This is a genomic window from Coprococcus eutactus, from assembly GCF_025149915.1.
Classification (GTDB): domain Bacteria; phylum Bacillota; class Clostridia; order Lachnospirales; family Lachnospiraceae; genus Coprococcus; species Coprococcus eutactus.
Genome location: NZ_CP102278.1, coordinates 573621 through 598641, shown reverse-complemented (window position 1 = coordinate 598641; position 25021 = coordinate 573621). Strand labels below are relative to the sequence as shown.

At 43.6% G+C, this 25021-nt stretch carries 20 protein-coding genes, 1 pseudogene and 1 other annotated feature; all 21 genes and pseudogenes read right to left on the bottom strand.

Annotated features, from left to right (window positions below; genetic code table 11):
• Nucleotides 1–10: 10 nt before the first annotated feature.
• The 21 genes and pseudogenes from NQ536_RS02560 to NQ536_RS02460 all read right to left on the bottom strand — a co-directional run bounded on the left by NQ536_RS02560 (nt 11) and on the right by NQ536_RS02460 (nt 24693).
• Nucleotides 11–3904, bottom strand: coding sequence for a leucine-rich repeat protein (locus tag NQ536_RS02560; protein WP_259805373.1), 3894 nt, complete (start codon nt 3902–3904; stop codon nt 11–13).
• Between the two features lie 336 nt (nt 3905–4240).
• Nucleotides 4241–5962, bottom strand: coding sequence for a carbon starvation CstA family protein (locus NQ536_RS02555; protein WP_004851454.1), 1722 nt, complete (start codon nt 5960–5962; stop codon nt 4241–4243).
• A gap of 159 nt (nt 5963–6121) precedes the next feature.
• Nucleotides 6122–6410: a binding site (T-box leader), on the bottom strand.
• Nucleotides 6411–6576: 166 nt separating this feature from the next.
• The gene (locus NQ536_RS02550) at nt 6577–7515 is read right to left on the bottom strand and encodes a DMT family transporter (protein WP_004851459.1); all 939 of its coding nucleotides are present in this window, start codon (nt 7513–7515) and stop codon (nt 6577–6579) included.
• A 59-nt stretch (nt 7516–7574) separates the two neighbouring features.
• Nucleotides 7575–7721 (bottom strand): annotated as a pseudogene (locus NQ536_RS02545) (polar amino acid ABC transporter ATP-binding protein); the annotation flags it as partial.
• 254 nt (nt 7722–7975) lie between these two features.
• Entirely contained in the window at nt 7976–9673 is a 1698-nt protein-coding gene (locus NQ536_RS02540) for a putative bifunctional diguanylate cyclase/phosphodiesterase (protein WP_044998078.1), read from the bottom strand.
• A 140-nt stretch (nt 9674–9813) separates the two neighbouring features.
• Nucleotides 9814–10701: a DegV family protein gene (locus NQ536_RS02535; RefSeq protein WP_004851464.1), complete on the bottom strand. Its 888-nt coding sequence runs from the start codon at nt 10699–10701 to the stop codon at nt 9814–9816.
• Between the two features lie 237 nt (nt 10702–10938).
• Complete coding sequence (locus NQ536_RS02530) at nt 10939–11985, bottom strand: AAA family ATPase (protein ID WP_004851466.1); 1047 nt, start codon at nt 11983–11985, stop codon at nt 10939–10941.
• Nucleotides 11986–11998: 13 nt separating this feature from the next.
• On the bottom strand, nt 11999–12733 hold the full coding sequence (gene pnuC, locus NQ536_RS02525; protein ID WP_004851467.1) for a nicotinamide riboside transporter PnuC: 735 nt from the start codon (nt 12731–12733) through the stop codon (nt 11999–12001).
• Between the two features lie 47 nt (nt 12734–12780).
• Nucleotides 12781–13758 (bottom strand): NUDIX hydrolase, encoded by a 978-nt coding sequence (locus NQ536_RS02520; RefSeq protein WP_004851470.1) that lies wholly within the window; start codon nt 13756–13758, stop codon nt 12781–12783.
• Nucleotides 13759–13791: 33 nt separating this feature from the next.
• Nucleotides 13792–14307, bottom strand: a complete 516-nt coding sequence (locus tag NQ536_RS02515; RefSeq protein ID WP_044998079.1) for a cysteine hydrolase family protein — start codon at nt 14305–14307, stop codon at nt 13792–13794.
• 351 nt (nt 14308–14658) lie between these two features.
• Nucleotides 14659–15837, bottom strand: a complete 1179-nt coding sequence (locus tag NQ536_RS02510; protein ID WP_004851475.1) for a sugar transporter — start codon at nt 15835–15837, stop codon at nt 14659–14661.
• Between the two features lie 297 nt (nt 15838–16134).
• Entirely contained in the window at nt 16135–16407 is a 273-nt protein-coding gene (locus tag NQ536_RS02505) for a hypothetical protein (RefSeq protein ID WP_004851477.1), read from the bottom strand.
• A gap of 36 nt (nt 16408–16443) precedes the next feature.
• On the bottom strand, nt 16444–16656 hold the full coding sequence (locus NQ536_RS02500) for a hypothetical protein (RefSeq protein ID WP_155803846.1): 213 nt from the start codon (nt 16654–16656) through the stop codon (nt 16444–16446).
• A gap of 97 nt (nt 16657–16753) precedes the next feature.
• Nucleotides 16754–17827: an ABC transporter substrate-binding protein gene (locus tag NQ536_RS02495; RefSeq protein WP_004851480.1), complete on the bottom strand. Its 1074-nt coding sequence runs from the start codon at nt 17825–17827 to the stop codon at nt 16754–16756.
• A 97-nt stretch (nt 17828–17924) separates the two neighbouring features.
• On the bottom strand, nt 17925–18725 hold the full coding sequence (locus NQ536_RS02490) for an ABC transporter permease (protein ID WP_155803848.1): 801 nt from the start codon (nt 18723–18725) through the stop codon (nt 17925–17927).
• Nucleotides 18726–18735: 10 nt separating this feature from the next.
• Nucleotides 18736–19524, bottom strand: coding sequence for an ABC transporter ATP-binding protein (locus NQ536_RS02485; RefSeq protein WP_004851485.1), 789 nt, complete (start codon nt 19522–19524; stop codon nt 18736–18738).
• A 23-nt stretch (nt 19525–19547) separates the two neighbouring features.
• Nucleotides 19548–20156 carry a cytidylate kinase-like family protein gene (locus NQ536_RS02480; RefSeq protein ID WP_004851487.1) on the bottom strand — a complete coding sequence of 203 codons (609 nt, stop codon included), beginning with the start codon at nt 20154–20156 and terminating at the stop codon, nt 19548–19550.
• Nucleotides 20157–20199: 43 nt separating this feature from the next.
• The gene (locus NQ536_RS02475; protein WP_167530860.1) at nt 20200–21036 is read right to left on the bottom strand and encodes a nitrilase-related carbon-nitrogen hydrolase; all 837 of its coding nucleotides are present in this window, start codon (nt 21034–21036) and stop codon (nt 20200–20202) included.
• A 95-nt stretch (nt 21037–21131) separates the two neighbouring features.
• Entirely contained in the window at nt 21132–22247 is a 1116-nt protein-coding gene (locus NQ536_RS02470; protein ID WP_004851489.1) for a Rossmann-fold NAD(P)-binding domain-containing protein, read from the bottom strand.
• A 9-nt stretch (nt 22248–22256) separates the two neighbouring features.
• Entirely contained in the window at nt 22257–23555 is a 1299-nt protein-coding gene (locus tag NQ536_RS02465) for an MmgE/PrpD family protein (protein ID WP_004851491.1), read from the bottom strand.
• 241 nt (nt 23556–23796) lie between these two features.
• Nucleotides 23797–24693 carry a LysR family transcriptional regulator gene (locus NQ536_RS02460; protein WP_004851493.1) on the bottom strand — a complete coding sequence of 299 codons (897 nt, stop codon included), beginning with the start codon at nt 24691–24693 and terminating at the stop codon, nt 23797–23799.
• Between the last annotated feature and the right edge of the window lie 328 nt (nt 24694–25021).

Sequence of the window (25021 nt, the reverse complement as noted above, 5' to 3'; positions counted from 1 at the left end):
TTTATATCATTTATTTTGACGTGGTCTTTCTCTGAACAGCGCTCCAGGATCCATATACCTTCTTGCCTCTCTTGACAGCATATGATCTGACTCTGAAGTAGTATGTCGTTCCTGCTTTCAGATTACCTACCTCTCTTGAATAACTTCCTGCATTTGTCATCCTGTCCGTGAGAGTCACGGCCCCGCCAAATCCGGCAGATGTGGAATACTGAAGCTCATATCCCTTTGCCCCAGCTATCTTTGCCACATTCATAACTATCCTTATCTTCTTGGTCGTAAGCTTCCAGTGGGCAAACAATGTGACATTTCCAGTCACCTTGTATACCGTATTTACTTTAATTCCGCCTTCACTTGAAGTGTACCATCCGTCAAATGCATATCCCTTTCGAGCTGCACCTGGAAGCTGACCAATCGACTTTCCTGATGTGACCTCAATCGTGCTGACACCACTCAATTTTCCTCCGTTTGCATTGAATGACACCTTATACTTCTGTGACTCCCATCTCGCGTACAGTACGATATCGCTGTCCACATCTACGATCGTATCTGCTGTATACTGACTGCCTCCATTCCTTCTTGTGAACCATCCGCTGAAGGTATAGCCCGTCCTCTTTGGTGTCGGAAGTGTTCCACACGGCTCCCCATACTGTACCTGTTTGGATGCTCTGCTTACCAATCCTCCATTTGCATTGAATGACAGCATTACTATGTTAGGATTCCATATCGCATACAGAGTCATCGTCTCTCCCTCGGCCAGGGCTGCATGTATCATAGTGCCGCCATCAGGATATGCTGTTCCAGAACCATCAGCCCTGGTATTCCATTCCAGGAACTCAGCACCTTCCTTTACATATCCCACAGTCTTAAGAGTGTGCCTCGACTGACTTTCAACTGTCTGATTTGGCATGTATCCGTCTCCGCCGTTTGCATCATATACCAGTGTGTAGTTGAGCTTGTTCCACACCGCAAACAGCTGCACATCGCCTTCTTCTGCTGTACGGCTTATAACTGAGCCATCCCCGTAGCTTACCGGTCCGATTCTATCCACCGACCAGCCTGCAAATATATAACCCTTTCGGTAAAATGTACATTCTGGTAATTTTCTCTTTTCACCACATATATATGTTATTTGTTTCATAGAGCCACTTCCGCCGTTAGCCTTAAACTGGATCATATAAGTTTCCAGTCTGCTCCAAACCGGCTTCAAAGTCACATGCAGATTGCTGTCCGCAAACATGTACAGCGCATAGACATCCGACTCGTCAAGCTGCCCACCACGGTTCAGATCCACCGCCGGTATCAGCACGCTCTCATTCACTCCTGATGTCATCTGTGCGACCGTCCAGCCTGCAAATTCATACCCATCCCTGTTCAGCTTGTTCTGCAGAGACTCGCTTGCCAGCTGTCCATGCTCACTCACAACATCCACCATATCTTCCTCTGCCTGTCCGCCGTCAAAGCTTATCGTGAGCTTCTTATATACTATATTAGGGACAAGTGCCACAGAAGCCCCTATCGTTATATTCTGACCGCTTCTATAAGTACTCTCTGTTGCTGTGCCTGGATATCTGAATGACACTCTGCCATCAGTCTGATCTGTCGTATTCCAACCTTCAAATGCAGCTATGTCAGACCATTTCTTGGTTATGGTCTGTTCCTTATTCTCACCATCCATATATATGTATGTCAGTTCATCAGTCACAGTCTTTCCACCCACAGACGATGCAGCAGCTGCTGCCTGATCATAATCCATTACGCTTTCGACATTTCCACTGTACACTGTATGGGAATAATCGTTGCATACAAACTTTCCATTTTTTATAGAATATGGCAGGTAATATGCAAAACTCTCTATCTTCTTCCACTGTGCATACAGGACGATCTCATCATTGTTCGTAATTTTACTTACAGATGCACCGTCAGCGTAAGCTTTACCTGTTCCATCAGCACTGGTATTCCAACCACCAAACACGTATCCCCGTCTTGAGAATGCATTTGTTCTAAGTGTCAGATCTGAAGAGTACTTGATTTCCTCCTGCGCGCCCATCTTGCCAGCTCCACCGTTTGCATCGTACTTTACAGTGTATGTACATTCACTGAGCCATCCCAGAATAGACAAATATCCATTCTTTGATAATCTGCTAAATGCAGCATTCGGATCTACAAGACCGCCTCTATTAGGTAGTGACCATACATACTTATATCCATCCGGAGCAGCTGGTGCAAAATCGGATATTTTGAACTTCTCATTATAACCAACTGTTTTCGATGCTATTATTTTTACTCCATGTGATTTATCTATCTCTTTCAGAACAACTGTGTAATTTCGTATGATAATACAGCTTTGGGGTACTACTGGTTCATCCGTCAATTGATAATCCCAAAGTTCATCCGAAACACTGTATTTTACATCATCATTGTTGACATATATATTACCGCTGAATGTTCCCAAATCACTCCACAGTCCCCACCATGCACCCTCATCAGAGCTATATGCATTTGTTGCAAATGTGTCGCAATACGGCAGATCTATACTATCAGCCTCTATATCGATCTCAGTAAGTTTTATACACGACATAAACACTCCTGATTCCAGTTTAGTTACTGACGCTGGCAATTTGATGCTCTTCAATGCAGAACAGCCCGCAAAAGCATAGTCACCTATGTCTGAACATTTCGAATTTGCTGAAAAAGTTACTGATGCCAGTGATCTACATCTGCTAAATGCCTCCGTACCAATCTTTTTGATTGATGCTGTCACTGTAAAAGCTGTAAGTTTGCCACAGTTTTGTGCAAAGTAATCGGGAATTTCAGTCAATTTTGAATTTGCACTCATTGTAATTGTGGTGAGAGAACTACATCCAGCAAAAGCATATTCACCTATCTTTGTTACCCCGGCCGGTATCGTTATACTCTTCAGCTTTGTACAGTCCTCAAATGCCCCATCACCGATCGATGTCAGCTTTGCCGGCAGCGTTACTGCTGTGAGTCCAGAGCAACTGGAAAATGCACTTCCCCCAATACCTGTGCAATTTGCCCCCGATGCGAACTTGACCGACGTAACCTTTGCACCGTAAAATGAACTATTGTCTATCACCTTGACTGATGCAGGTATTACAAAGTCACCTAAATTTGCAGAATCGTCAAAATACCCCAGCGAATTATATATCTTTATACATGTAGAATTTGCAGCAAACTTTACGATAGCCGTCGAATTTATAAACGCAGCCATATCCAGATTCTTTATTCCTGCCGGTATCTCAAAAGTTGTAAGTGAATCACATTCACTTATAAAGCTCTCCCCCAGAGTCGTAACACCTGAAGGCAATTTCAATGAAGTCAAAGCATTGCATTTGCTAAATGCATAACAACCTATGCTGGTAAGCTGTGATCCTTTTTCAAAGCTTACTTTCTTAAGTTTTTCACAATTTTCAAAAGCATAGTTGTCAATTTTTTTCACCAGTTTAGGTATCGTGATCTCTGTAATATCAGATTCACTGAATACATATTCTCCAATGGTTGTACATTTACTGTTTTGGGCAAATGCGACAGTTGCCTGCAAACCATAACCAAACATTCCCTGATTTATCTTCTGTACAGATGAGGGTATAACTATTTTTTTTACTTTCTCAGAATAATCTCCATCGCAATATTCAAATAAATTATCATTATATACTTCATCATAATCTACATAACCATAGCCTAATTCCGTCACAGTGTACTTAACACCTTTCTCCGAGACAACAGATGATGGTATATTAAGTGTCTGTGGAAAATCTTTTTTGTCATCAGAACAATACGCCACCAGACTGACTGTTTTTTTTGATGCATTGACAATCTGGTACATCCATTTTCCATCCTTTGTATCGTATACCTCTGTATCTGCCGCACTGACATGTGCCATATTGAATATTAGAATTGACAGGACAAACATAATCACCCCTGTCAATATTAGTATTTTAGATCTGGTAGTCTTCATATTTTGTTTTCTCCCCTCTTTTTATCTTTTATGTATAACTTTCAACACATACATATATGCCCAATTTCCCTTTTACCATTATTGATACAACATGTTGTTGTTTATTGTCAATGTCATAAATAGCAGACTTTTTTTGTGCAATATTAATATATTTTTAACCTTCGAAAATCTAAAACGAGAGGCACCAATACGATTGGAGTATTGGTGCCTCTCTATAGATATTATATTTAAAATCTTTACGGGGAATCCCCCACTCATCAATTAAGCCTCTGCCTTTTCAGCATTCTCCTTCTTCATAAGAACGAGCTTCTTGATACATGTGATGGCCACTATGATACCAAGAACGATGAGGAATACAGCGACTATAAGCTGAAGTCCTTCTACAAGGAATGTAGCTGTTCCAGCCTGGAACTTCTGTATATTGCCAATTACATTGAGCACTATGGCTGTAAATGTAACAGCAAGCATTATCAGCATAGGTGGGTAGAGCATTGCATGCTTTCTGTTTGTAGCCTTGAGGAATACTGCTACTCCTATAAGTACCAGGGCTGCAAGCATCTGGTTTGCTGATCCGAAGAGTGGCCATACATTTGAATATCCACCCTTGCAGAGAAGATATCCAAAGAACAGTGTTATAACTGTTGCAAAATACTTGTTTGTGAGCACCTTCTGCCATGCAGGCATCTTGGATGTATCTGTTGTGTCTCCCATGAAGAGCTCCTGGAATGACATACGTCCGATACGTGCAACTGAGTCAAGTGATGTAAGGGCAAGTGCTGATACACACATTGTCATGAATACATTTGCAACTGAGTTTGGAAGTCCGAACTTCTCGAGGAATCCTGCGATACCCTGTGAGAAGATCTGGAAAGGTGTAAGACCCTCCGGAGCCTTGCCGCCAACTGCGACAGCACCAACTACTATAAGTGAGATAACTCCAAGGAGTGTCTCAAGGATCATTGCGCCGTAACCTACGAAAAGCATATCTTTTTCATTTTTTACTGTCTTTGATGATGTTCCTGATGAAACAAGGCTGTGGAAACCGGAAACCGCACCACAGGCGATAGTTACAAACAGTGTTGGGAACAGATAACTCTTAACACCTGTTGATGATACAACTGTGAAACCGTTGAAAGCATTCAGGTTCATGTCCGGATGTCCGACCAGGACACCGACAAATGCACCGATCAGCATGCCTACCAGCATGAATGTTGTCATGTAATCTCTTGGCTGCATAAGTAACCACATTGGAAGTACTGATGCGAGGAAGAGGTAAGCCATGATTACGTAATTCCACTGGGCACCATTTAAGTACCAAGGAAGCTTCATACCTACCGCAAACATTGCAACGATGAGGACGATGGCTACTATAGCTTTGAGCCACTCCTTCATATTCTTGCATGTCTTCATAACCACACCGAATACCATGGCTACTACTATGAACAACATTGAAACTGTTGCCGCTGCAGCGCCGTTGAAGTTCTTTGTCACAGCTCCGTCAGCACCTGCTGTGAAACCGTTAAATGTCGATGAAACCATCGATGTAAATGCTGCTATAACAAGAAGTGTAAAGAGCCAGCAGAACAGAGAGAAGAATCTTCTTCCTGCCTTGCCTATGTACTTCTCGATGACAAGTCCTATCGACTTACCACCATTTTTAACTGACGCGTAAAGTGCACCAAAATCCTGAACTGCACCGAAGAATACGCCTCCGACAAGCAGCCAGAGTAAAACTGGAACCCATCCGAACATGGCTGCGATGATAGGTCCCTGAACAGGACCGGCACCTGCTATCGATGAAAACTGATGTGCGAATACTGTAAGCTTTGATGAAGGAACATAATCCTTTCCATCCTCGTTTGCAACTGCCGGGGTCTTTGCATTTGGATCTACACCCCACTTCTTTGCAAGCCATCTTCCATAGCCAAGATACCCAGCACCTAAAACTACTACTGCGATAAGAATGATAACTAAACTATTCATATCTTTCTCCTTTCTCCCGCCTTGCAGCGGCTCCTTTTTTAAGTATATGCCTGCTCATGAATCCGTAATGGTCTCAAGCTGGCTGATACATGATTTATTCGTACAAAGAGTTTATACATAAAAAACACATTAAAAAAGGCTTTCGTCTCTATGCAATCTCATAAAGACGAAAGCCTGTATACTTCCGCGTTACCACTTTATTTGCCATCATAAAAGGATGACCTCTCTGATCTCATCTCGCCTGACCACTACTCAATGTCTATTGAAATAAGCTTCTATGTAACGGTAGAAAACCGGTGACACCTATTGTCCCTGATATCTCATGACCAAGGAATTCAGTGTACTGCTCGCAGAGGATAATCATCAAGGACATACACCGTCTCACACCAACCGGCGGCTCTCTGAAGTATGCGATCTTTGACGACCGTATTCTGTTCTTTGCATTTGCTCTTTGTTCGGTACATAAATTAGCACTGAAGTATTTTAATGTCAACCCATTTTTGCAAGTAAATAAAAACTCGTATTTTTTTCAAGTGTTTCAGCGATATATGTACACCTGCTGCATATTTTTTCTTGTGAAAACAAAGTATTTTTATCATCGACTCTCAAGACGTTCATACCATCTCTTTCTTTTCTCGTCCGGCCGGGATCTGGGCAAGAAGTATTGCCGCAAATATCAGCCCACATCCTGCCAGTTGCCGGCCTCCCATCTTCTCACCAAGTATCAACCATCCGGCAATGACAGAAAATACCGATTCAAGACTCATGATCATTGATGCGACTGTAGGATTTAGTCCGTTCTGTCCAACTATCTGAAGTGTATATGCCACTCCGCACGACAATACTCCTGCATATAGTATAGGAATCCACGCACTCAATGTACCGAGAGGCTGAACCCACGCCGCAATCCCGGCCACACTGTGATGCATCTCAGAGAAAAACGCCGGGAATATGCTGAGAATTCCACATACCCAGAACTGTATACAGGACATTCTGACTCCATCCACAAGAGGTGAAAAGTGGTCTATCACAAGTATATGTCCAGCAAAAAGCAATGCACATACAAGCATCATAAGATCGCTGCTCTGAAATGACAGTGACCCGCTCATACAAAGCAGATAAAGCCCCACCACAGCTATAACTATTCCAAGCCATATATTCCAGCCACATTTCTTCTTCAAAAACAGACTCAGTATTGGAACCAGCAATATGTAACACGCTGTGAGAAATCCCGCTTTCCCCGCCGGTGTTCCCATATAAAGACCAAGCTGCTGTGCAGAGCTTGCCAAGAACAGAACAGTTCCACAGCATATACCTCCAATCACAAGTCTCTTTCTATCTGATCTATTGAGCGGTTTCCTATCAGACGGTTTTATCCTGTCAATTATAAATATGACCGGTATAAGAACAGCACCGCCGATCAGCGATCGTATTCCGTTGAAAGAGAACGGTCCAACCGTATCTCCTCCCTGTCTCTGTGCAACAAAGGCTACGCCCCATATAAAAGCTGTCAAAACCAGCAGCAGTGAATTCCTTACCTGTCTACTCTTCATCTGTGAAACCTCTCGTTCTTTTTAATCCGTGCCACAGCATACAACATACAGGCACTCTATTATGTGTTGAGAATTGAACTGAGAAAAGCCTTTGTCCTGTCATTCTGCGGATCCCCGAACAGCTGCTCCGGAGTTCCATCCTCAACTATGATCCCATCAGCCATAAATATAACACGGTCAGCCACTTCCCTGGCAAACCCCATCTCAAGCAGCAATTTTTGCTGTGTTTCTTTATCAATCCTCTCAACAGTTTTATCATTTTACCGGTGAAGAAACAAGTCCCCATGTATATATATTTTACCGTTTTACTACATACGCCAAAAGCGGCAATGGAGTTCATATGGCTCCATTGCCGCTTTTTATATTCGGAATAATAATTCAATTTTAGACATATGCCAACAATTTATTTTGATAAAGCGTTAAAATCCTTCTTTCGATATACAAAGGCATATCAACACCTTCATAAACTATATCCCCATTCCAGCCTTCTTTCAAATTCATCCTTTGGCAGGGGCTTATCAAACACATATCCCTGTACTATATCACAGCCAAGCTTTCCCAGATAGTCAAGCTGCTGATGTGTCTCAACGCCCTCCGCAACCGACCTTTTCCCAAGTCTGCCTATGAGGTCTATTATGCTTGAAAACATTACTATATCCTGGTGCTTATTATTGCTTACATCATCAAAAGGTATCAGGGATTTGTCTATCTTGATGGTATCAAGGTCAACCTTTTTGATCATGTTGAGTGAAGAAAATCCTGTGCCAAAATCATCTATGGATGTACTTATGCCTCGTTCCTTGAGTCTTCTTATAACGCTGGACATGATCTCATAATTCTGATAATCCTCACTTTCTGTGAGCTCTATCTCAATATAACTTCTGTCTATCCCAAATCTGTCTATGGTACCTGTTATACGTTCTACCAGATCACTTTCTTCCAGATGCCTTCTGGAAAAATTGACTGATACAGGCACGATCTTCTGACCTTTATCCAGTCTGCTTTTCAAAAAACCGCATACCTGCTCAAGCATATAGTAGTCAAGCCTGCACACACTGCCCTCTCTCTCAAGCTGTGGAATAAATCTCGCAGGTGTAACCACCTGCCCATCTCTCACCCAGCGGACAAGTGCCTCCGCACCATATATGCTTTTGTCTGCAATCCTCACCTTTGGCTGATAATATACTACAAACTCAGCCGCAGCAAGTGCCTGCGGAAAAGCAGCCAGGATCTCCTGGTCATCCATAAGATGCTTCTGAATCTCTTTTGTATATACCACTATGGAGCCCGCTCCGTTTTTTCTGGCAGCCTGATACGCAATGCTGGTTCTGGCCATGACTTCCCTCGGCTTAGCAACGCCTTCCAGACCTGCTATACCCGCTGTAACACCCAGCTGGAATTCTCTTTTGTCAGATCTGTACTCATGGCTTATATGGACATCTTTAATCTTATTTATAAAATCAGACGCATTCTCATTACGACAGATTACAACGAAATTATCTCCTCCAAGTCTTGCTATCTCCTCATCGCTGTCAAGGTATGACTTCACCATCTGCGCATAATTCCTAAGTATCACATCTCCCTGTGAATAATCAAAAACCTTATTCACATACTTGAAATTGTGGATATTAAAAAAGATGCCTGTATAATCATCAATCCGTCCGTTTTTTATCAGATTTACCGCATAATACATCAGGGAATCCTGATTGGCTACACCTGTGTTGATATCTGTATGCATGATCTTTTCAAGCATGCACTGAGCTAATGTCCGGTTGTACTGAATAAATATCTCCCTGAATATAAACCTGTGTGTCTGTATCTCCTCTTCTGAATAGCCCGGACCATATGGGTAATCCTTGATAAACACAGTGCCACCGGTTCTGATCTTCATCTCTATATCAACGGGGATACCCAATTCAGCCCCTTCTTCCTCGTATAATACTGCGCTGCTTCTTTCTCCAAGCGGCATAAACCTGTTTTTCGGAATATCAACAGTAATCTCCGCCTTTCCCAGCCTGAGCCTGTCAGCAATAGCAGCAAGACCATTCCTTATACACTGGATTCTCTGCTGCTGTGTATCCGCGTCCCCACCTATGCACTCGAAGAATTCCTTCATCCGGCTGTCCATTTGTATGCTTTTATCAATTGTATTATCCATTCTCTCTCCTCCAGCCTTCAACACATAGCCTGTATCGTCCGGTCTTAAATATCAAAATCGACCCAAGCGCATCAAAAATTAATAAATATAAACTCTTCTTACATTATAGCAGTGGAAAAATGAATGCACAATGTATTATCCTACCCTTGACGTCTTTTGCCCCAGAAAAACAAGGCAACTGTGCCAGGTCCTGTATGACTTCCTATGGTAGTTCCTATATAATTGATCTCCACCTTGCCGTCAAGTTTTGGAAATCTCTCCTCGACAAGTCTTGCCACAGCCTCGGCATCCTCCATACATGCCGACTGCGATATATAGCACTTGCCTGAATAATCAAGCCCATCCTGTGCATTCTCCTCCATGCGCTTTACTATCTCCTGAATAACCTTCTTTTTGCCTCTTACCTTTGATCTCGGTATCAGCCTGCCCTCGTCATCCATGTTGAGAAGTGGACATATTCCAAGTATTGTGCCGACTGTTCCAGCAGTCTTGGATATTCTTCCACCTCTGATATAAAATGTGAGATCTGTTGAGAAGAACCAGTGGTTCAGGTCCAGCTTATGCTGTTCTATCCAGTCATGCAGCTCGTCTATGGACTTGCCTTCATCCCTCATGCCTGCCAGCGTGTCCATGATGAGCCCATAGCCTGAGGACGCTCCCAGAGAATCAACCACATAGAGTTTCCTGTCAGGGAATTCTTCCTCCAGATCCTCCCTGGCAATATTTGCAGAGTTTATAGACCCGCTTATTCCCGATGACAATGTCAGGTGAAGTATGTCATACCCCTGTTCAAGATAAGGTTTCCAGAAATCATAATATTCATCTGAATTCACCTGCGAGGTCTTCGTAGCCGCCCCCTCTGTCATCTTTCTGTAAAATTCCTCAAATGGCATGGTCTGTCCCAGATCATCAGGATGTTCCACACCATCAAGCTCGTAGTGAAAGCATATATATTTTACATCTATTTTGTCAAAATGCTCCTTTGAAAGATCTGCTGTTGAGCAGCAGCTCAAGATATACTTTGCCATGTTTGTCCACCTCTCCAATATATTTGTACAGTTCTGTCTTCACCTGTACGTTTTAATTTTGCATTTCATTTACTTTTTCAGCCTTTTCCTACTATATAATTATTATATTATCTACTATTGTATCATCATTGGCTTTTTATTCATAGTCATAAATACGATAAAAAACAGACAAAAACATTCACAACACGTTGTTTTAAAAACCATGTTGTGAATGTTTAAATACATCATCATTTTTATTTAAAATACAGTGGTTATCGCAAGTCGTTCCTCTATAAGCTTCTTGGCGGTGTTGAACCGGTCAAGATAATCTCCCGATATCGTCTCACAGTGTACTCCATGCCTGTCAAACCACGCCTTGAGCAAATCACTGTAATGTCTTCTCTCCCGCATTATATCCTCATTCCGAGTTCCGTCCTGAACAAAATCAGTTCCATCAGGATCAAGAAACAACACCAGATCCCACTCATTTGTTGCATTTATCGCATCCGCCATATCCGTGAGCCTGCGTTTTTGTTCGTCATCATCCATGAGCAGATCACAATAGAATCCTGTAGTCAGCGCATCGGTATCCACAAACAACAGTCTTTTGCTATACCTGGCTGCCCTGCGGACCTCGTCCTTCTGTCTGATGAAGTTCTCCACCAGATCATCTTCAACCATGAACTCCTCGCCACCCGCGTACTCACAGGTATCACGCCCTATCTCCCGTACAAAATTCGTGTTATATGCCAGTGCAAGATTCTCAACCAGTGTGGATTTTCCTGTGGATTCACCGCCGACCACCAGAACCTTTCTGACGTAGTGATCCCTGCACACCTCTGGAATATACTCCCAGTGTGCCGTTGCCCACTCGCGGATCTCTGTCGAGGATACCGGAACCTCCGCCCTGTCAAAGTACACGATCTCACTCTCCGGACAATACAGGCTCTCAAATCTGCCGGTTCCAAGATAATCCGAACCACAGAACACTGCATCTATGGGCTTTGCTATCGTGTCCTTGATATCCTGAGCTCCCTTTTCCCAGTAATAATCCGTATTATATTCTTCCTTTGAGACCGCCTTATCCTCTATCATGATTATCTTAACATTTGGCAGATGTCTTGTGCTGTTGAGTATCCAGCGATATCTCAGTTCCTTAGAGGTAGACTCTCTGCCCTCGCACCAGCTTATCATCACATACAGTTCCTCGCACATCGCCGCAGCACGTATGATATCATGGATGTGCCCTATATGAAGTGGATCAAACGAACCCCCATACATTCCTACCTTATATCTATACATCATTTGTCAGCCTCCCTTACTCTGCCGCCGTACTGTCTTCGAAAACGTGTGCTTCGTCCAGGCGATTTCTCCTGACTTCACGCTCCCATCTGACGCACATAATAACGGCGTTTCCAAGGTACACTATCCACATGAGCAGCGTCGCTATGTTGTCATTGCCACTCATAAAGTTTCGTGCCCACATATATATTGTAAACACATCTACTACGATCCATATCCACCACTGCTCCGCGAACATCCTTACAGATACAACCATCGCCACAACCGATGAAACTGTTGTAAATGCATCCACAAATGGCATAGCATCCCCAAGTCTCTTTAACAGTAGTCCATATAGGAATGTGCCGAGTGCCACCGCCAGCACCATGAATATCCTGCCCACTGCCTTCATGTGTTTCTTTCTGACCTCATGCGTCTCATTGTTCATATGTCTTGACCATACATAGAATCCAACAAACTGCATAGGCACATAATATAGCGCATTGAGCATCGTCTCTCCGTACAACGCCGCCTTATACGATATGATTGCATAAAGCACAGTATTCACAAGACCGAATATGTACGCTGACAACTTTCCCTTTCCCGTGCATACCACACAGATCACGCCTGTGGTTGATGATATGATCCCCATAACCGTATCATCCCAGTATATGGACAGTCCCACGATGACCGCACATGCTATAAGCAGCCAGGCGACCTCCAGCTTCTTCCAGCCCTCTATCTCATTTCTCACAAATTCTTTCAAAGTCATATATTTGTCCCCTTTCTCTCTATGTTAGTCCCTTACGCTACACCTCATTATCTTACGTCTGTCCTGCGCCTGAATAATTTGGCAGGTCTGTATCTCTCACCGGCCTGATATGCATCAGTCTCCTCAACATATTCCGCAATCTTTCTTCTGAAGTTAGGTGTGGTGAGTTCCATGTCCCATATCTGTTCATATACATTCTGAAGCTCAGTAAGTGTAAATCTCTCCGGCAGCAGGTCAAATGCCAGCTTCATGTCTCTCCTGACATCCTCCCGCAGTCCGAGCACCGCTTCTGTTATGATCCTTGCATGGTCAAATGCCAGTCCTTCACATTCCTCTATATCGTAACTGTCCGAGCTTCGTCCACATGAGCTCATATCTGTTCTGCGCAACACTGCCGTAAGTTTTATATCAGAATCTGCATCCTTGAGAACCAGCCTGTATCTTTTCTCATTTTGGACTTTACGTGAAGCTTCATCTTCATTTTTAACAATTTCTTCGCCTGTGCCTGACACCTTTGTTGACATCTCGTTCACAGAATGTCCACCTGCACCTGACATCTCTGTTGAAACATCTGTCAGTTCAACCGTAAACCATCTCGCATCCTGTGCATCATCTCCTGCCTTCAGATGACAGGCTCTGGCATTCATAAGTGCCATATAAGTTGATGATATGACCCAGCCTCTCGGATCTCTGCCCGGCTCGCCATACACTCCGACAAGCTTTACATATGCATCGTCTATACCTGTCTCTTCGCAAAGCTCTCTTCTGGCTGAATCTATGACATCCTCTCCCTTTTTGCAGAACCCACCAGGCATAGCCCAGCATCCTTTATATGGAAATCCACCTCTTCTTATCAGGAGTATCTTGAGCTTCTTCTCCTGAAGTCTTCTTACATCCTTGCACTCGTCATCCTTCATAACTGAAAATACAACCACATCCGCGGCAACAGATGGCCTGTCATATTTCGTCAGATCATATCCGGCGAAGAATTTCTTCTCTTCGTCACTCGTCTCATATGTCTTCATAAGTCTGCTTCATCCTCCTGTACATTTCCGTCGTTATCTGATTATATCCACTTGACACATCGACATGGTGGCAAGCGCAGCCTCATGACTCTCCGGCGTCACTCCGGCACAGCACCTCGCATCAACCTTCACACTTATCTCAGGGTACAGCGCCTTTATGATGAGTGCATTGGACACAACACAAATGTCTGTGCAGAGTCCGACCATCTCAACATCCTGAAGATCAAAGTCTCCCCAGCCTGTATATCCAAAGCTGGTCTTGTTGATGTATATAGCGTCCGGAACCTCAAGACCATCTGCGATCTCCCAGCCTTTGGTCTCCTCTATACAGTGAGGAACCGGAAGATGCTTTCCCTCGTTGGTTTCCATGTAGTTCTCATAATGCGTATCCCTTGTGAAGATGATCTCATCCCCGCGGTCAGCATACTCTTTTATCTTATTTTTCACATTCTCCACGATGGCAACAGCCTCCTTTGTCCCGAGTGCTCCATCGATGAAATCATTCTGCATGTCAACTACTATAAGTGTCTTTTTCTTGTTTTTGTCCATAATTCTTCTTCTCCTTCTCCATTCAACTATCAACTTAAAATTTTTGATTGGTAAATTTTCGATTTTCAATTTTCTGCTATCTGCTTCCATGAGGAAATCCCCAAAGGCACAGATTCCTTATAAAACATATAAGTACATCTACATGCGTCATCACTATTGCCATTATTATCATTTTGATAATATCTGCAAGTTGTTTACATGATATTATCATTTTGATAATTTGTCAACCTATTATTTGAAACTTACTAAAAAAACGGCAGTCCTGACATGTCATGTTCAAAACCGAACCTGTACGTCAGCACTGCCGCGCCATTATATTTCAATTACATTTAATTATATGCAAATACGCTGTCAGTTCACACTCTGTCTCAATTTTCTTAGAAGTACAAATGCAAAGAATAGAACTGATATAACCGCAAATACCGCACCCACAAATCCTATATACGATATCGCACCTTTGTCACACACTATTCCGCCGATCCAGCTTCCACCTCCGATTCCAAGATTGAAAAGTCCGGAATATATGGCTGTCGCCACGGCAGCCCCCTTCTCATCCACACTTCTGATGACCTCCGACTGAGTAGTTACGTTAAACGCCATGGCCGTGATTCCCCAGAATGCACAGAGAATGACCATAGTTGCCAGGCTCTTTGATGCTGGAAGCAAAAGCAGCAACCATGCAAGAAGCGTAGCCATAACTGTACCTATAAATGCAAATCTATGTCTGTCATACAGCTTTGAAAACAGATAACTTCCAAGAAGTCCCGTGGCACCAAATATCAGGAGCACTATGGTTATGACATTGTTCTGCAGCTTTGCGACCTGCTGCATGAATGGTTCTATATAACTGTAAACTGTGTAATATCCAAGCACAAAAAGTATGGTCTGGACATACAGACAGATGAGCACCGGATTCTTCAGGAGTGCCGGAAGATCCTTTACATGGAACTGCTCTCCGCTCGCTATCTTCGGGAAAACAAACGCCATATATACGAGCACTGCAAACGCTATGATTCCGACAATGAGAAACGTAACTCTCCATCCCATATACTGTCCCACAAGTCTTCCAAGCGGCAGTCCGGCTATGGTCGCTATGGAGGTTCCTGTTACGACCATGCTGAGTGCAAATGACCTGTGTTCCTCATTTACCAGTCTTATCGCCACCGGCGATGCTATGGACCAGAATATCGCATGGGTGCAGGCAACACCGATTCGGGACGCCATGAGCACTCCATAGCTCGGTGCAAGCACCGACATGATCTGACATATTCCAAACAATGCGATCGTTCCCATGAACAATTTTCTGAAATCGATCTTCGACACCAGAAGTATTAGTGGGAGGGACAGCAGCATGACTATCCATGAATATACTGTTATAAGCATTCCTGCCTTCGACTCTGATATGCTGAACGACTTCGCGATGTCGGTCAGCAAGCCAATCGGCATAAACTCCGATGTGTTGAATATGAACGCCGAAACAGTCATTCCCACAAGTGGAAGCATTTCTTTTCTCGTCAATCTGCTTTTCATATTATTCCTCTTCCTTTTTGTATTATGTGTTCTTATCTACATCTTATCTACATTTTTGTGGTGATATTATGGGTGACCAGACTTTGTTTTATTCGTTTTCACACGAATAAATTTTTCTATTTCCAATCACCAGCCACATCTTATAGGAAAGAGGGAAAACAGTCAATGCAATTTTGCATGATTATACTGTCCAAATGTTAGATGTTTCTCAAGCTCTGTTGTCGATCTTCTCTTTATCTCTTTATATCATGGTTGCAAATTGTAAGCTAATTCGCATTTATCCACTTCACAACCTTGCTACCGGCAGTCTTCACGATTGTTGAAAGCTGATTTCTGAATATGACCACAACCGCAAGGATTATAACTATCAATGCCACCAGCAGCAATCTCTGCTGCATTCAATCCGTCGCACATATATCCCACTATTCCTGCAATCAAAATCAGAAAGCTCATCATGGCCGTCTTTTTCCCACCAAGTATCTTGACGCCCTTTATCGTTGCCAGCGCAAGCACGATACACGTAAATATCGATAATGACAGCTCAAAACTGTCGGCAAATGAGATCCCCATAAGGATCGTGCCCCATATCACTGCAGCTACGCCAAATCAAAGTGTAACTACAAATGCTAATACGCTGATTGAAAATGGAAAGAATACCCAGCCCCATCTGGCTACATTCCACAACATCTTCACAGTTGTTCCAAACCCGCCACATATGTAGGTTGCTATACTCAGGATAAATCCTATTCCCATCACGGTATTTGCCACGTTTGCTTTCTTTGATAAAAGAACCAGTCCTATTATCGCTACCACTGCCATCACTTGCATAAAAATAAGCTTTCACGCCAATTATATAAATGACGCAAAAGCCTATTCTTGTATATCCATATAAAATATTATCTAAAGAGCATGCCTTCTACTTCGATGGTTCGTATGTCGCATTCTCCGGCTTTACCTCTTTCAATACTGATGGGTCACAGTAACTATTAAAATCCGGTACATTATCGATATTTCCGGCATCCTTCATGTACTGGGCCATGTCATTTACAGCCTTTTCAAATGTGTCATCGAAGATATTTTCGTATGTATTCTGAGCCATGATCGCATATATGGCATCCTTGTCGTTGTTCAACTCCTTCGCAATTATTCCCGCGCACTCGTCGAGATTGGCATTGATATAGTCAGTTGCCTTTGTCATTGCCTTGACAAGTTTGACACATGTGTCTCTGTTCTCATTGTAGTAATCTTCTGTAACCTCAAATGTTGAATAGAAATTCAACCAGTCTACGTCGCCTGTCTTCTCAGGGAAGTATGACTTTACACCGGTAAACAGCAGGGTCCCTCCGGCATCAAGTGCCTGACTCATATAAGGCTCCCAGCATGCCATCATATCTATCGAACCATTCTCAAGAGCTGCGACCTGCTCTGATGGAGACAAGTATACTATGTCTATCTTATTTATGTCGACACCCATTTCCTCACACATATTCTGTATTGCCAGCATGAATCCTGCGCCATTCATGATACCCAATTTTTTGCCCTCAAGATCCTTTGCACTCTTGATAGTCTGACCTTTACCAAGTATCAGTCCCTGTGTATTTGAAGTATTGCTGTTCGTCATCAAGGTCTTAAGCTTAACGCCCTGTGCTGCAACCTCGGTACAGGTATACTGCGACTCGGCTGATACCGGAGCCTCACCGCTTGCTATATATGCCGGGAGATCCGAACTAGACTCGATGAGCTTGTTTGTGACATCCAGACCCTCCTCCTCAAAATAGCCTTTTTCTTTTGCTATTACTATCTGTGCAGCCTCCTGTGGATCCGTGACACCATATATTGTGACCGGTATCAGACCTCCATCATCAGACGATGCAGCCGTTGTTCCGCTGCTTTTTCCTGAATCTCCACAGCCTGTCAGAAGAGCCATTCCCATGGCTGCAACTGTAAGTACACTTACGACTTTCTTCGATAATCTTCTGTTTTTCATCATAGTATCCTCCTTATTTTGACCTTTTCTGAAAAGCCCTGAGCTTCCAGTTGTTGATAAGCACTTATACTACTTCTGCTTTTGTATGTCAGAAATGCCGTTACTTTTCGATGGCATTTGTAACATCTGTCTTCCATTTGAGCACTATATGCTCGACAAACTGTATTATACTGAACATTATTATGTAGATCAGACCGATCATTATGATCGCCAGGAACATATCGTCCATCTTAAACCACTGCTTTGCATTGATGATCATATATCCAAGCCCCTTTGATGCGCCCAGCATCTCTGATACCATGAGTGCTCCGAATGTCATTGCCAGTGTGACCTTCATTCCGACAAATATATTCGGTACGGCGTTTGGAAGCATAACCCGTGTAAATATCTGGAACTGCGTTGCCCCCAGGGAAGTCGCCGCACGTATCAGAACCGGTGGTGTATTCTTTAGACCATCGGTTATGTATGGCAGCATAGTCATAAATGTACAATATGCAATAAGTCCTATCTTCGACGACTCTCCGATTCCAAACCATATTATTATGATAGGAAGGAGTGCGTATGGCGGGATAGGTCCGAGCAGATTGATGATCGGTGAAAACCATGCCTCCACAAGTTTCTGATTTGCAAATATAATTCCAACCGTTATCGCCAAAACTCCACCTATCAGAAATCCCAGCAGTATTCTCCTAATTGATACGGAAGCGTGCAGCCACAGCGTGCCATCACCAGCATATTCCACTGCCTTTTTGATGATATCTGTGGGAGCCGGAAGGAACTTTGGATTGAACCACTCATGCATCTGGTTCATCTGTGTAACTATCTGCCATATCGCAAAAAACAGGATCAGTGATGTGATACTCAATATAAGTTCTTTTTTATTTCTTTTCTTTTTCTTCATATCTGCCACCTCAATCACTCGTCAGAGGTATGTCACCCAGCCTCTTTTCAAAATACTCAATATACTTTGCAAAATCCGGGGATTTCATATCTCTTGGTCTGTCCAGTTCAATCTTTACATCACAGTCAACAGCTGCATTCTTCAACACGATCACCCTGTCTGCCAGATACACAGCCTCCTGCACGGAGTGGGTGATAAAAAATATGGTGATCTGGGTCTTTTGAAATATTTTCAGAAGCTCTCTTCTCATATTTTCCCTTGTCATGGCATCCAGTGCTCCGAGCGGCTCGTCCATTAAGATGATCTTTGGTTCATTTGCCAGAGCCCTCGCAATTCCAACTCGCTGCGCCATACCGCCTGACAGCTGTCTCGGATAGTAGTCCTCTATACCGCCAAGTCCAACCATATCTATGTATTTCTTTGCGATCTTCTCACATTCTTCTTTGCTCTTGTGATGCAGTTTCGGTCCCATCATAATATTTTTCTTGACCGTGAGCCACGGCATGAGAGCGTGTTCCTGAAATACCATTCCCGCTCTGCCACTTGCCTTAGTGACCTTTTCACCGAAAATATCTATTTCACCATCAGAAGGTTTGATATAACCGGATATCAGATTGAGCAGTGTCGACTTTCCGCAGCCGGATGGTCCGAGCACACACACAAATTCATTCTCCATGACGTCTATATTGATATCCCGCAAAACATACTGACTTTCTCCATCGTTGAAACTTTCATATTTCTTGCCGAGACCTTTTATCTCAATTGCTTTTTTTCTGTTGGTATCCAGTGCACCTTCCATGGTTGCCACCTCCCGTTATCGCACTATTCTTCAAAACCCATCGCGACTCTCTTCTTTATCATATCCGCCAGCATCTCCGCAGTGTGCTCAACGCCGACGAAACTGGAGTCTATCATTATCTGTCTGCCATTTATGGTTGCCGCCGGCATTCCCGTATAATACTGGTGATAATTGTCTCTCGCCCTGTCAACCTTTGCTATCATATCCTTCGCCTCATTTTCATTCATACCGAGAACCTCTATACAGTTCTTCAGTCGTTTCTCATATGGGGCATATATAAATATATTGATCGTATTTTTCAGGTGTCTCAGTATGTAATCAGAACATCTTCCGACTATGATGCAAGACTTGTCATACGTCGCGATCTCCGAAATGATGCACTGCTGAACGCTGAACAAATAATTCTGCATCTTTGGAGTTCCTATGCCCATCGGATACTTCATCTTAGAATAGGATTTCTCGTCATAATCTGAGAGCTCCTCCCTGGACTTATTCATCTCTCTGCTGGCAAGCTCCACAATATCCCTGTCGTAATATTCAATCTGCAATATCTCAGATAACTTCTTCGCTATCGGACGTCCAAGACTTCCAAACTGTCTTTGGATCGTCACTATATAAATATCATTTGCCATATGTATACATCCTTTCTCAGCTTCCCCAGAAACCTCTGTCTTACTAAAAGTTTCTTGTATCTGATATAAGTGAATATGCCTCCGGTCTTCTGTCTTTCATATATGAGAGCATCATCGCATTGTCCTTGATACAGGAATCTATATCTATATCTGCGTAAATGATCTCCTCCTCATGACCTGCTGCCGCAAGGACATTTCCTCTTGGTCCTATGATCCTGCTCTCACCGTTGAGAGTGGAATCCCCCTCCACACCACATCTGTTTGAACAGATCATGAACACATGATTTTCCACTGCACGGGCTCTCGTGTTGAGTTCCCATATATCAGCTTCAAGATTTCTCCATGCAGCCGAGTCAAATATCACATTGCTTCCCATGAGTGACAATACTCTGGCTGTCTCCGGGAATGAGGTATCATAGCATATCATGTGTCCAGCCTTGCACATCGGCATGTCAAATGTTCCATATTCGCACGTTATGCTCTCTCTCCATGTGAGCTTTTCAAGTCCCCATACATGTATCTTGCGGTAAATGCTGACGATCTTCCCCTCCGGAGATATCGCTATCTGTGAATTGTAAAGTCTTCCCGGCACACCGCTCTTTTCTGAGATACCTGTCACGATATAGAGTCCTGTTGCCTTTGCCACCTTGCACAGATAGTTTGTTGAAGGTCCCGGTATCGGCTCTGATATCTCGTAGTATTTCTCACCAAGTATTGTCGGACTGTATCCTGTCGTTGCCAGTTCAGGAAAACATATGGCAAGTGCACCCTTGGTCGATGCCTCCTTACAGAAATCCGCCATCTTCTTAAGATTTGCCTTCACATTTCCAAGTTCACAATCCATGTTCACCGCTGCCGCCTTAAAAATCTTTTTGTTCATAATACATACGCCTCTCTTTCTTCTCTTTTTGTCTCTTTGCTTTCTCTGTCCCATTCTTTGAATTTTTCTTTGATTCTTCCTCTGGTATCTTTTATTTATTTCCAACATGGGTCATCCCATATCTTCAATCTTGTTCCTTCACCTGATCCAAGCGCCTTCTGATAGAGCCTATAGCCCCATGCCAGGTCAAACAGCACCTGCCCGCTTGTCACAAATATCTCTTTTCTGTCATGCTCTATTCTGCCATCAGCCTTTCCTCTGACCACATCCCCCATACTTATCTGGGAACGGAGATCAGGCATAAGACCGTCCTCCATGAGCTTATACATTTTTCCCCAGCCGTTGTTCGCCTTGAGTATACTTCCAACTCCCAGCGCCTCGTCGTAGTAAGCCATGTGCATTTTCGTGTTGTCAAAGCACAGCCCATTTTTCAACCAGAAATCATCATCCGCTTCTATCGGGGATGTCAGCAGTACACATGCGCCGTCCTTTATCCATTCATTCTTTATATAGAGTGGATCCTTTGGTGAAGCTGCTATGCTCACCACATCTCCCGCAGCTATGCATTCTTCCATGGATAAAACAGCCTCCGCATTAATTCCGGTCTCCTGTTTCACCCACTCTGCAAATTTCTCGGCATGCTCTATATGTGCCGCCTTACAGTATATTTTCTGTACTCCAGGCAAAACCGAATGTATGGCAAGCACCGTTGCCCTTTGAACCGGTCCGGTTCCAATGAGTGCCGCTGTCCTCGCATCCTTATTTCCGAAATATCTGAGGAACACCCCTGGAATACATCCCGTTCTCATGGAACTTATCAGGTTGCCCGACATATACGAGATCGGCTCACAGCTCTCCGGATCATTCAAGGTTATCATAAGTACTGATCTCGGAAGTCCTCTGTGTCCCGGATTTTCTACATTTGATCCGTACCACTTCTCTCCGCACACATGAAAATCACCTCCCAGATATGCCGGCATCGCTATAAATCTTCTCTCCGGTCCTGCCACCGGCATCCCAGGAAATCTTGTTTCCTTTGGGAACACAATGGACAGTCCGTGTTCATTGTGATTCAGCCCACCCATAAGGTAATCTCCATCACTCAGTATGCCAAATACCTCCTCGCAGGTATCTATACATTCCGAAGCATTCAGTACCCCTGCTTTCACAAGGTCGTCCTCTGACAAAAACAGAAACTCTGTCTTGCTCATAATCTCCTCCTATCTGACACATTCAAAATATGTCCTGAAAATCTCCTGCACTGTAAGTTCATCACTGCCCCTCAATATACTCTCTATAATCTCTTCCTGCTGTGTGGTGCTTAAGCACCGCTCCGTCACACTCCGGAACTTGTCCGTGAGCTGTCTCTCTGTATATCCGGCCGGATCATCAAAATCACCATGCGCATGGAATACCTCCCTCTCTATCACCTGCCCGTCATTCTTTACGACTCTCACCATTCCGCCCCGGACATCCGGAAGCAGTTCGTTATATCTGTCATCCTCCCTTAGAGAAATTTTTGATGCCAGCTCCTGAATGTCACTTTTATTATGCAGCGCCCTCTCTATATCTTCGGGATATAAACGCCCCTCCGACAACTGGATAGCCAACGATACCGGCGTAGAGAATTTCGCCGCCAGAACATTTGTCACATGCTGATCTGAGATCATTGCCGCTTTCTTATATGTAGATACCTGTATCTCCTTCACATCCTCCTTGGTGAGCCCTTCCTTCATCAGTTGTTCTATCACATCCACAAATGGGTGTATGAATCTGCATCCTGAATGTACCTTGAAATAATTCTTCGCTATGTACCAGCCTATGTCATCGTCATCAGCCAGATTGTCCTCTATGACTTTTGTTCCTGTTATCTTCCCGTACACGCTTCTTATCAGTTCCTCACTGCTCTTCACATTGTTGTTTGACATGTAAAGTGCATTCTTGGCATTTACCGCCGCGATTCCAGGATAATAGTCATGTATTGTACTTCCCTCAAATACCGACTGCCACGTCGATACCTCCGGGAGCACTTCGCATGTCATGAGGTAATTTACAAATTTCTCCTCAGTCATGTCAGTCATGAGCCCTTCCACAACCGCCGCCCCAGCATTCATGATGGTTCCGTGCCCCAACATGTCATTTGTAAATCTAACCGAACGCCCCCACCTTGATGCAAGCTCATATGCACAAATGAAAATCCTTAAAGCATCTTTATATGTAAGATCTGCTCTCTCTCCAGCTTCAACCAAGAGTAGCGGAACTATGTGACATGCCGGATGCCCTATAGAAAATCTGTTTCCCTCATAAAGCTCTGTCGACACCATAGCCGACGAACTTTTCAGCACCGCCTCATATATATCTGGTGGAAGCTTATCCCCCGACATTCCGTTCACTATACAGCCCACGGAATCCAGCAGGATCCATCTCGCCCTAGTCTTTATTTCATCTGGTATATCTTCATAAGACATTTGTTTTATCCACTTGATCTGATCTGTAACATATCGTCTCATATCATGCATATTCTTTCCTCCTGCCTTTGTTAAAATACAGCGGCTGTCAGATATAAAGAAAAGGAGCCTCTCCCTAAAGAGTGGCTCCTTTGCCTGATCAACTGCATTTCGTTTTCGTTGGGCACATAATATCAGTGCTCGTATAGATTGTCAAATCACCATTTTTCAATTTTCTATACCCTGGCAGATATGCAGTCCGCGTATGTATACCTTGCAGGTATGGCATCTGTTATTTTACCTATTCTTTTAGTTATTCTTTTATCTCCTTCGACTTCACGTAATCTATAAACTTTCTTGCAGACTCTGACAGATTGTGGAAGTTCTTCCACACGATTACCGATCCCGTTGTCATGGTAGGATTCACAATCTCCTTCACGGCAGCACAGCTGTAATCCAGAATGGACTGCGCAGACTTTGGGCAGAGCATTGTCCCTATGCCATTTTTGACGAGAGACACACCATTTACCAGAGACGAATACCAGCATACAACCTTCGGCTCGGCGCCTATCATCTCAAACCACGTCTTTATCTGCTTCTCGTGTATTCCCCTCGACGGAAGTATAAGCGGTTCGTCTCTGAGATCCGCAAGCTCTATCTCTATCGTTGTCCTGTTCTTCTGCGACAGAGGATTTCTGTTAGGTATATATGCGATCCATGTATCCTCCTGAAGCCTTACTCTCTCATAATACTGGCTGTTCACAGGCTCCCTCACAATTCCCATATCAAGCAGCCCCTTGTCCACCATCCGTATGATCTCCTCGGAATTGTTGTTCACTATTTGATAAGTCACATCTGGATAAATCTCATGAAATCCTGCCACCCATTTCGGAAGTTTCTCTGCACTTAAGGTCTCTATAGTCCCTATCCTTATCTTGCCTCCGGCTCCATTGTACCTCTCCGCCATCTGGCTTCTGGTCTTGTCCACCAACGATATGACCTCCTGCGCCCTCTCCCTGAAAAAGTGCCCGGCCTCCGTGAGCTGCAGCCTGCCGTTATCCCTCGTGAACAATTCCACGCCCAGTTCCTCCTCCAGCTTTCTGAGCTGCCTGCTGAGCGGCGGCTGTGAAATGTGTAGTTCCTCAGCCGCCTTCGATATGTTCTCATACTCCGCTATCTGTAAAAAATAATTCATATCTCTTATATCCATATGCCATCATTCCTTTTCGGTATAGTTATGCATATAGTATATCTTTTTAGTATTTTAAGCACAATTTTCTAAACTAAGAAATCATGCGGGATAACTTTATTTTATTATGAATAATTAAATCCGTTACTGCAGATTTTGTCTACATACCATATCTGAGCTTCAGTCTGATCTTTATTTTCATAGCACTTCCAACTGCATAGAGCTTCTCCGCAAACACATACAGGGTTCTTACCTCGCTCTTTGTCAACGGCTCTTCTGATCTTACACCTTCCTGACTTGCATTTTCCGATCTTGTACTCTCCCGCTACTGTTATCATTCTACACCTGG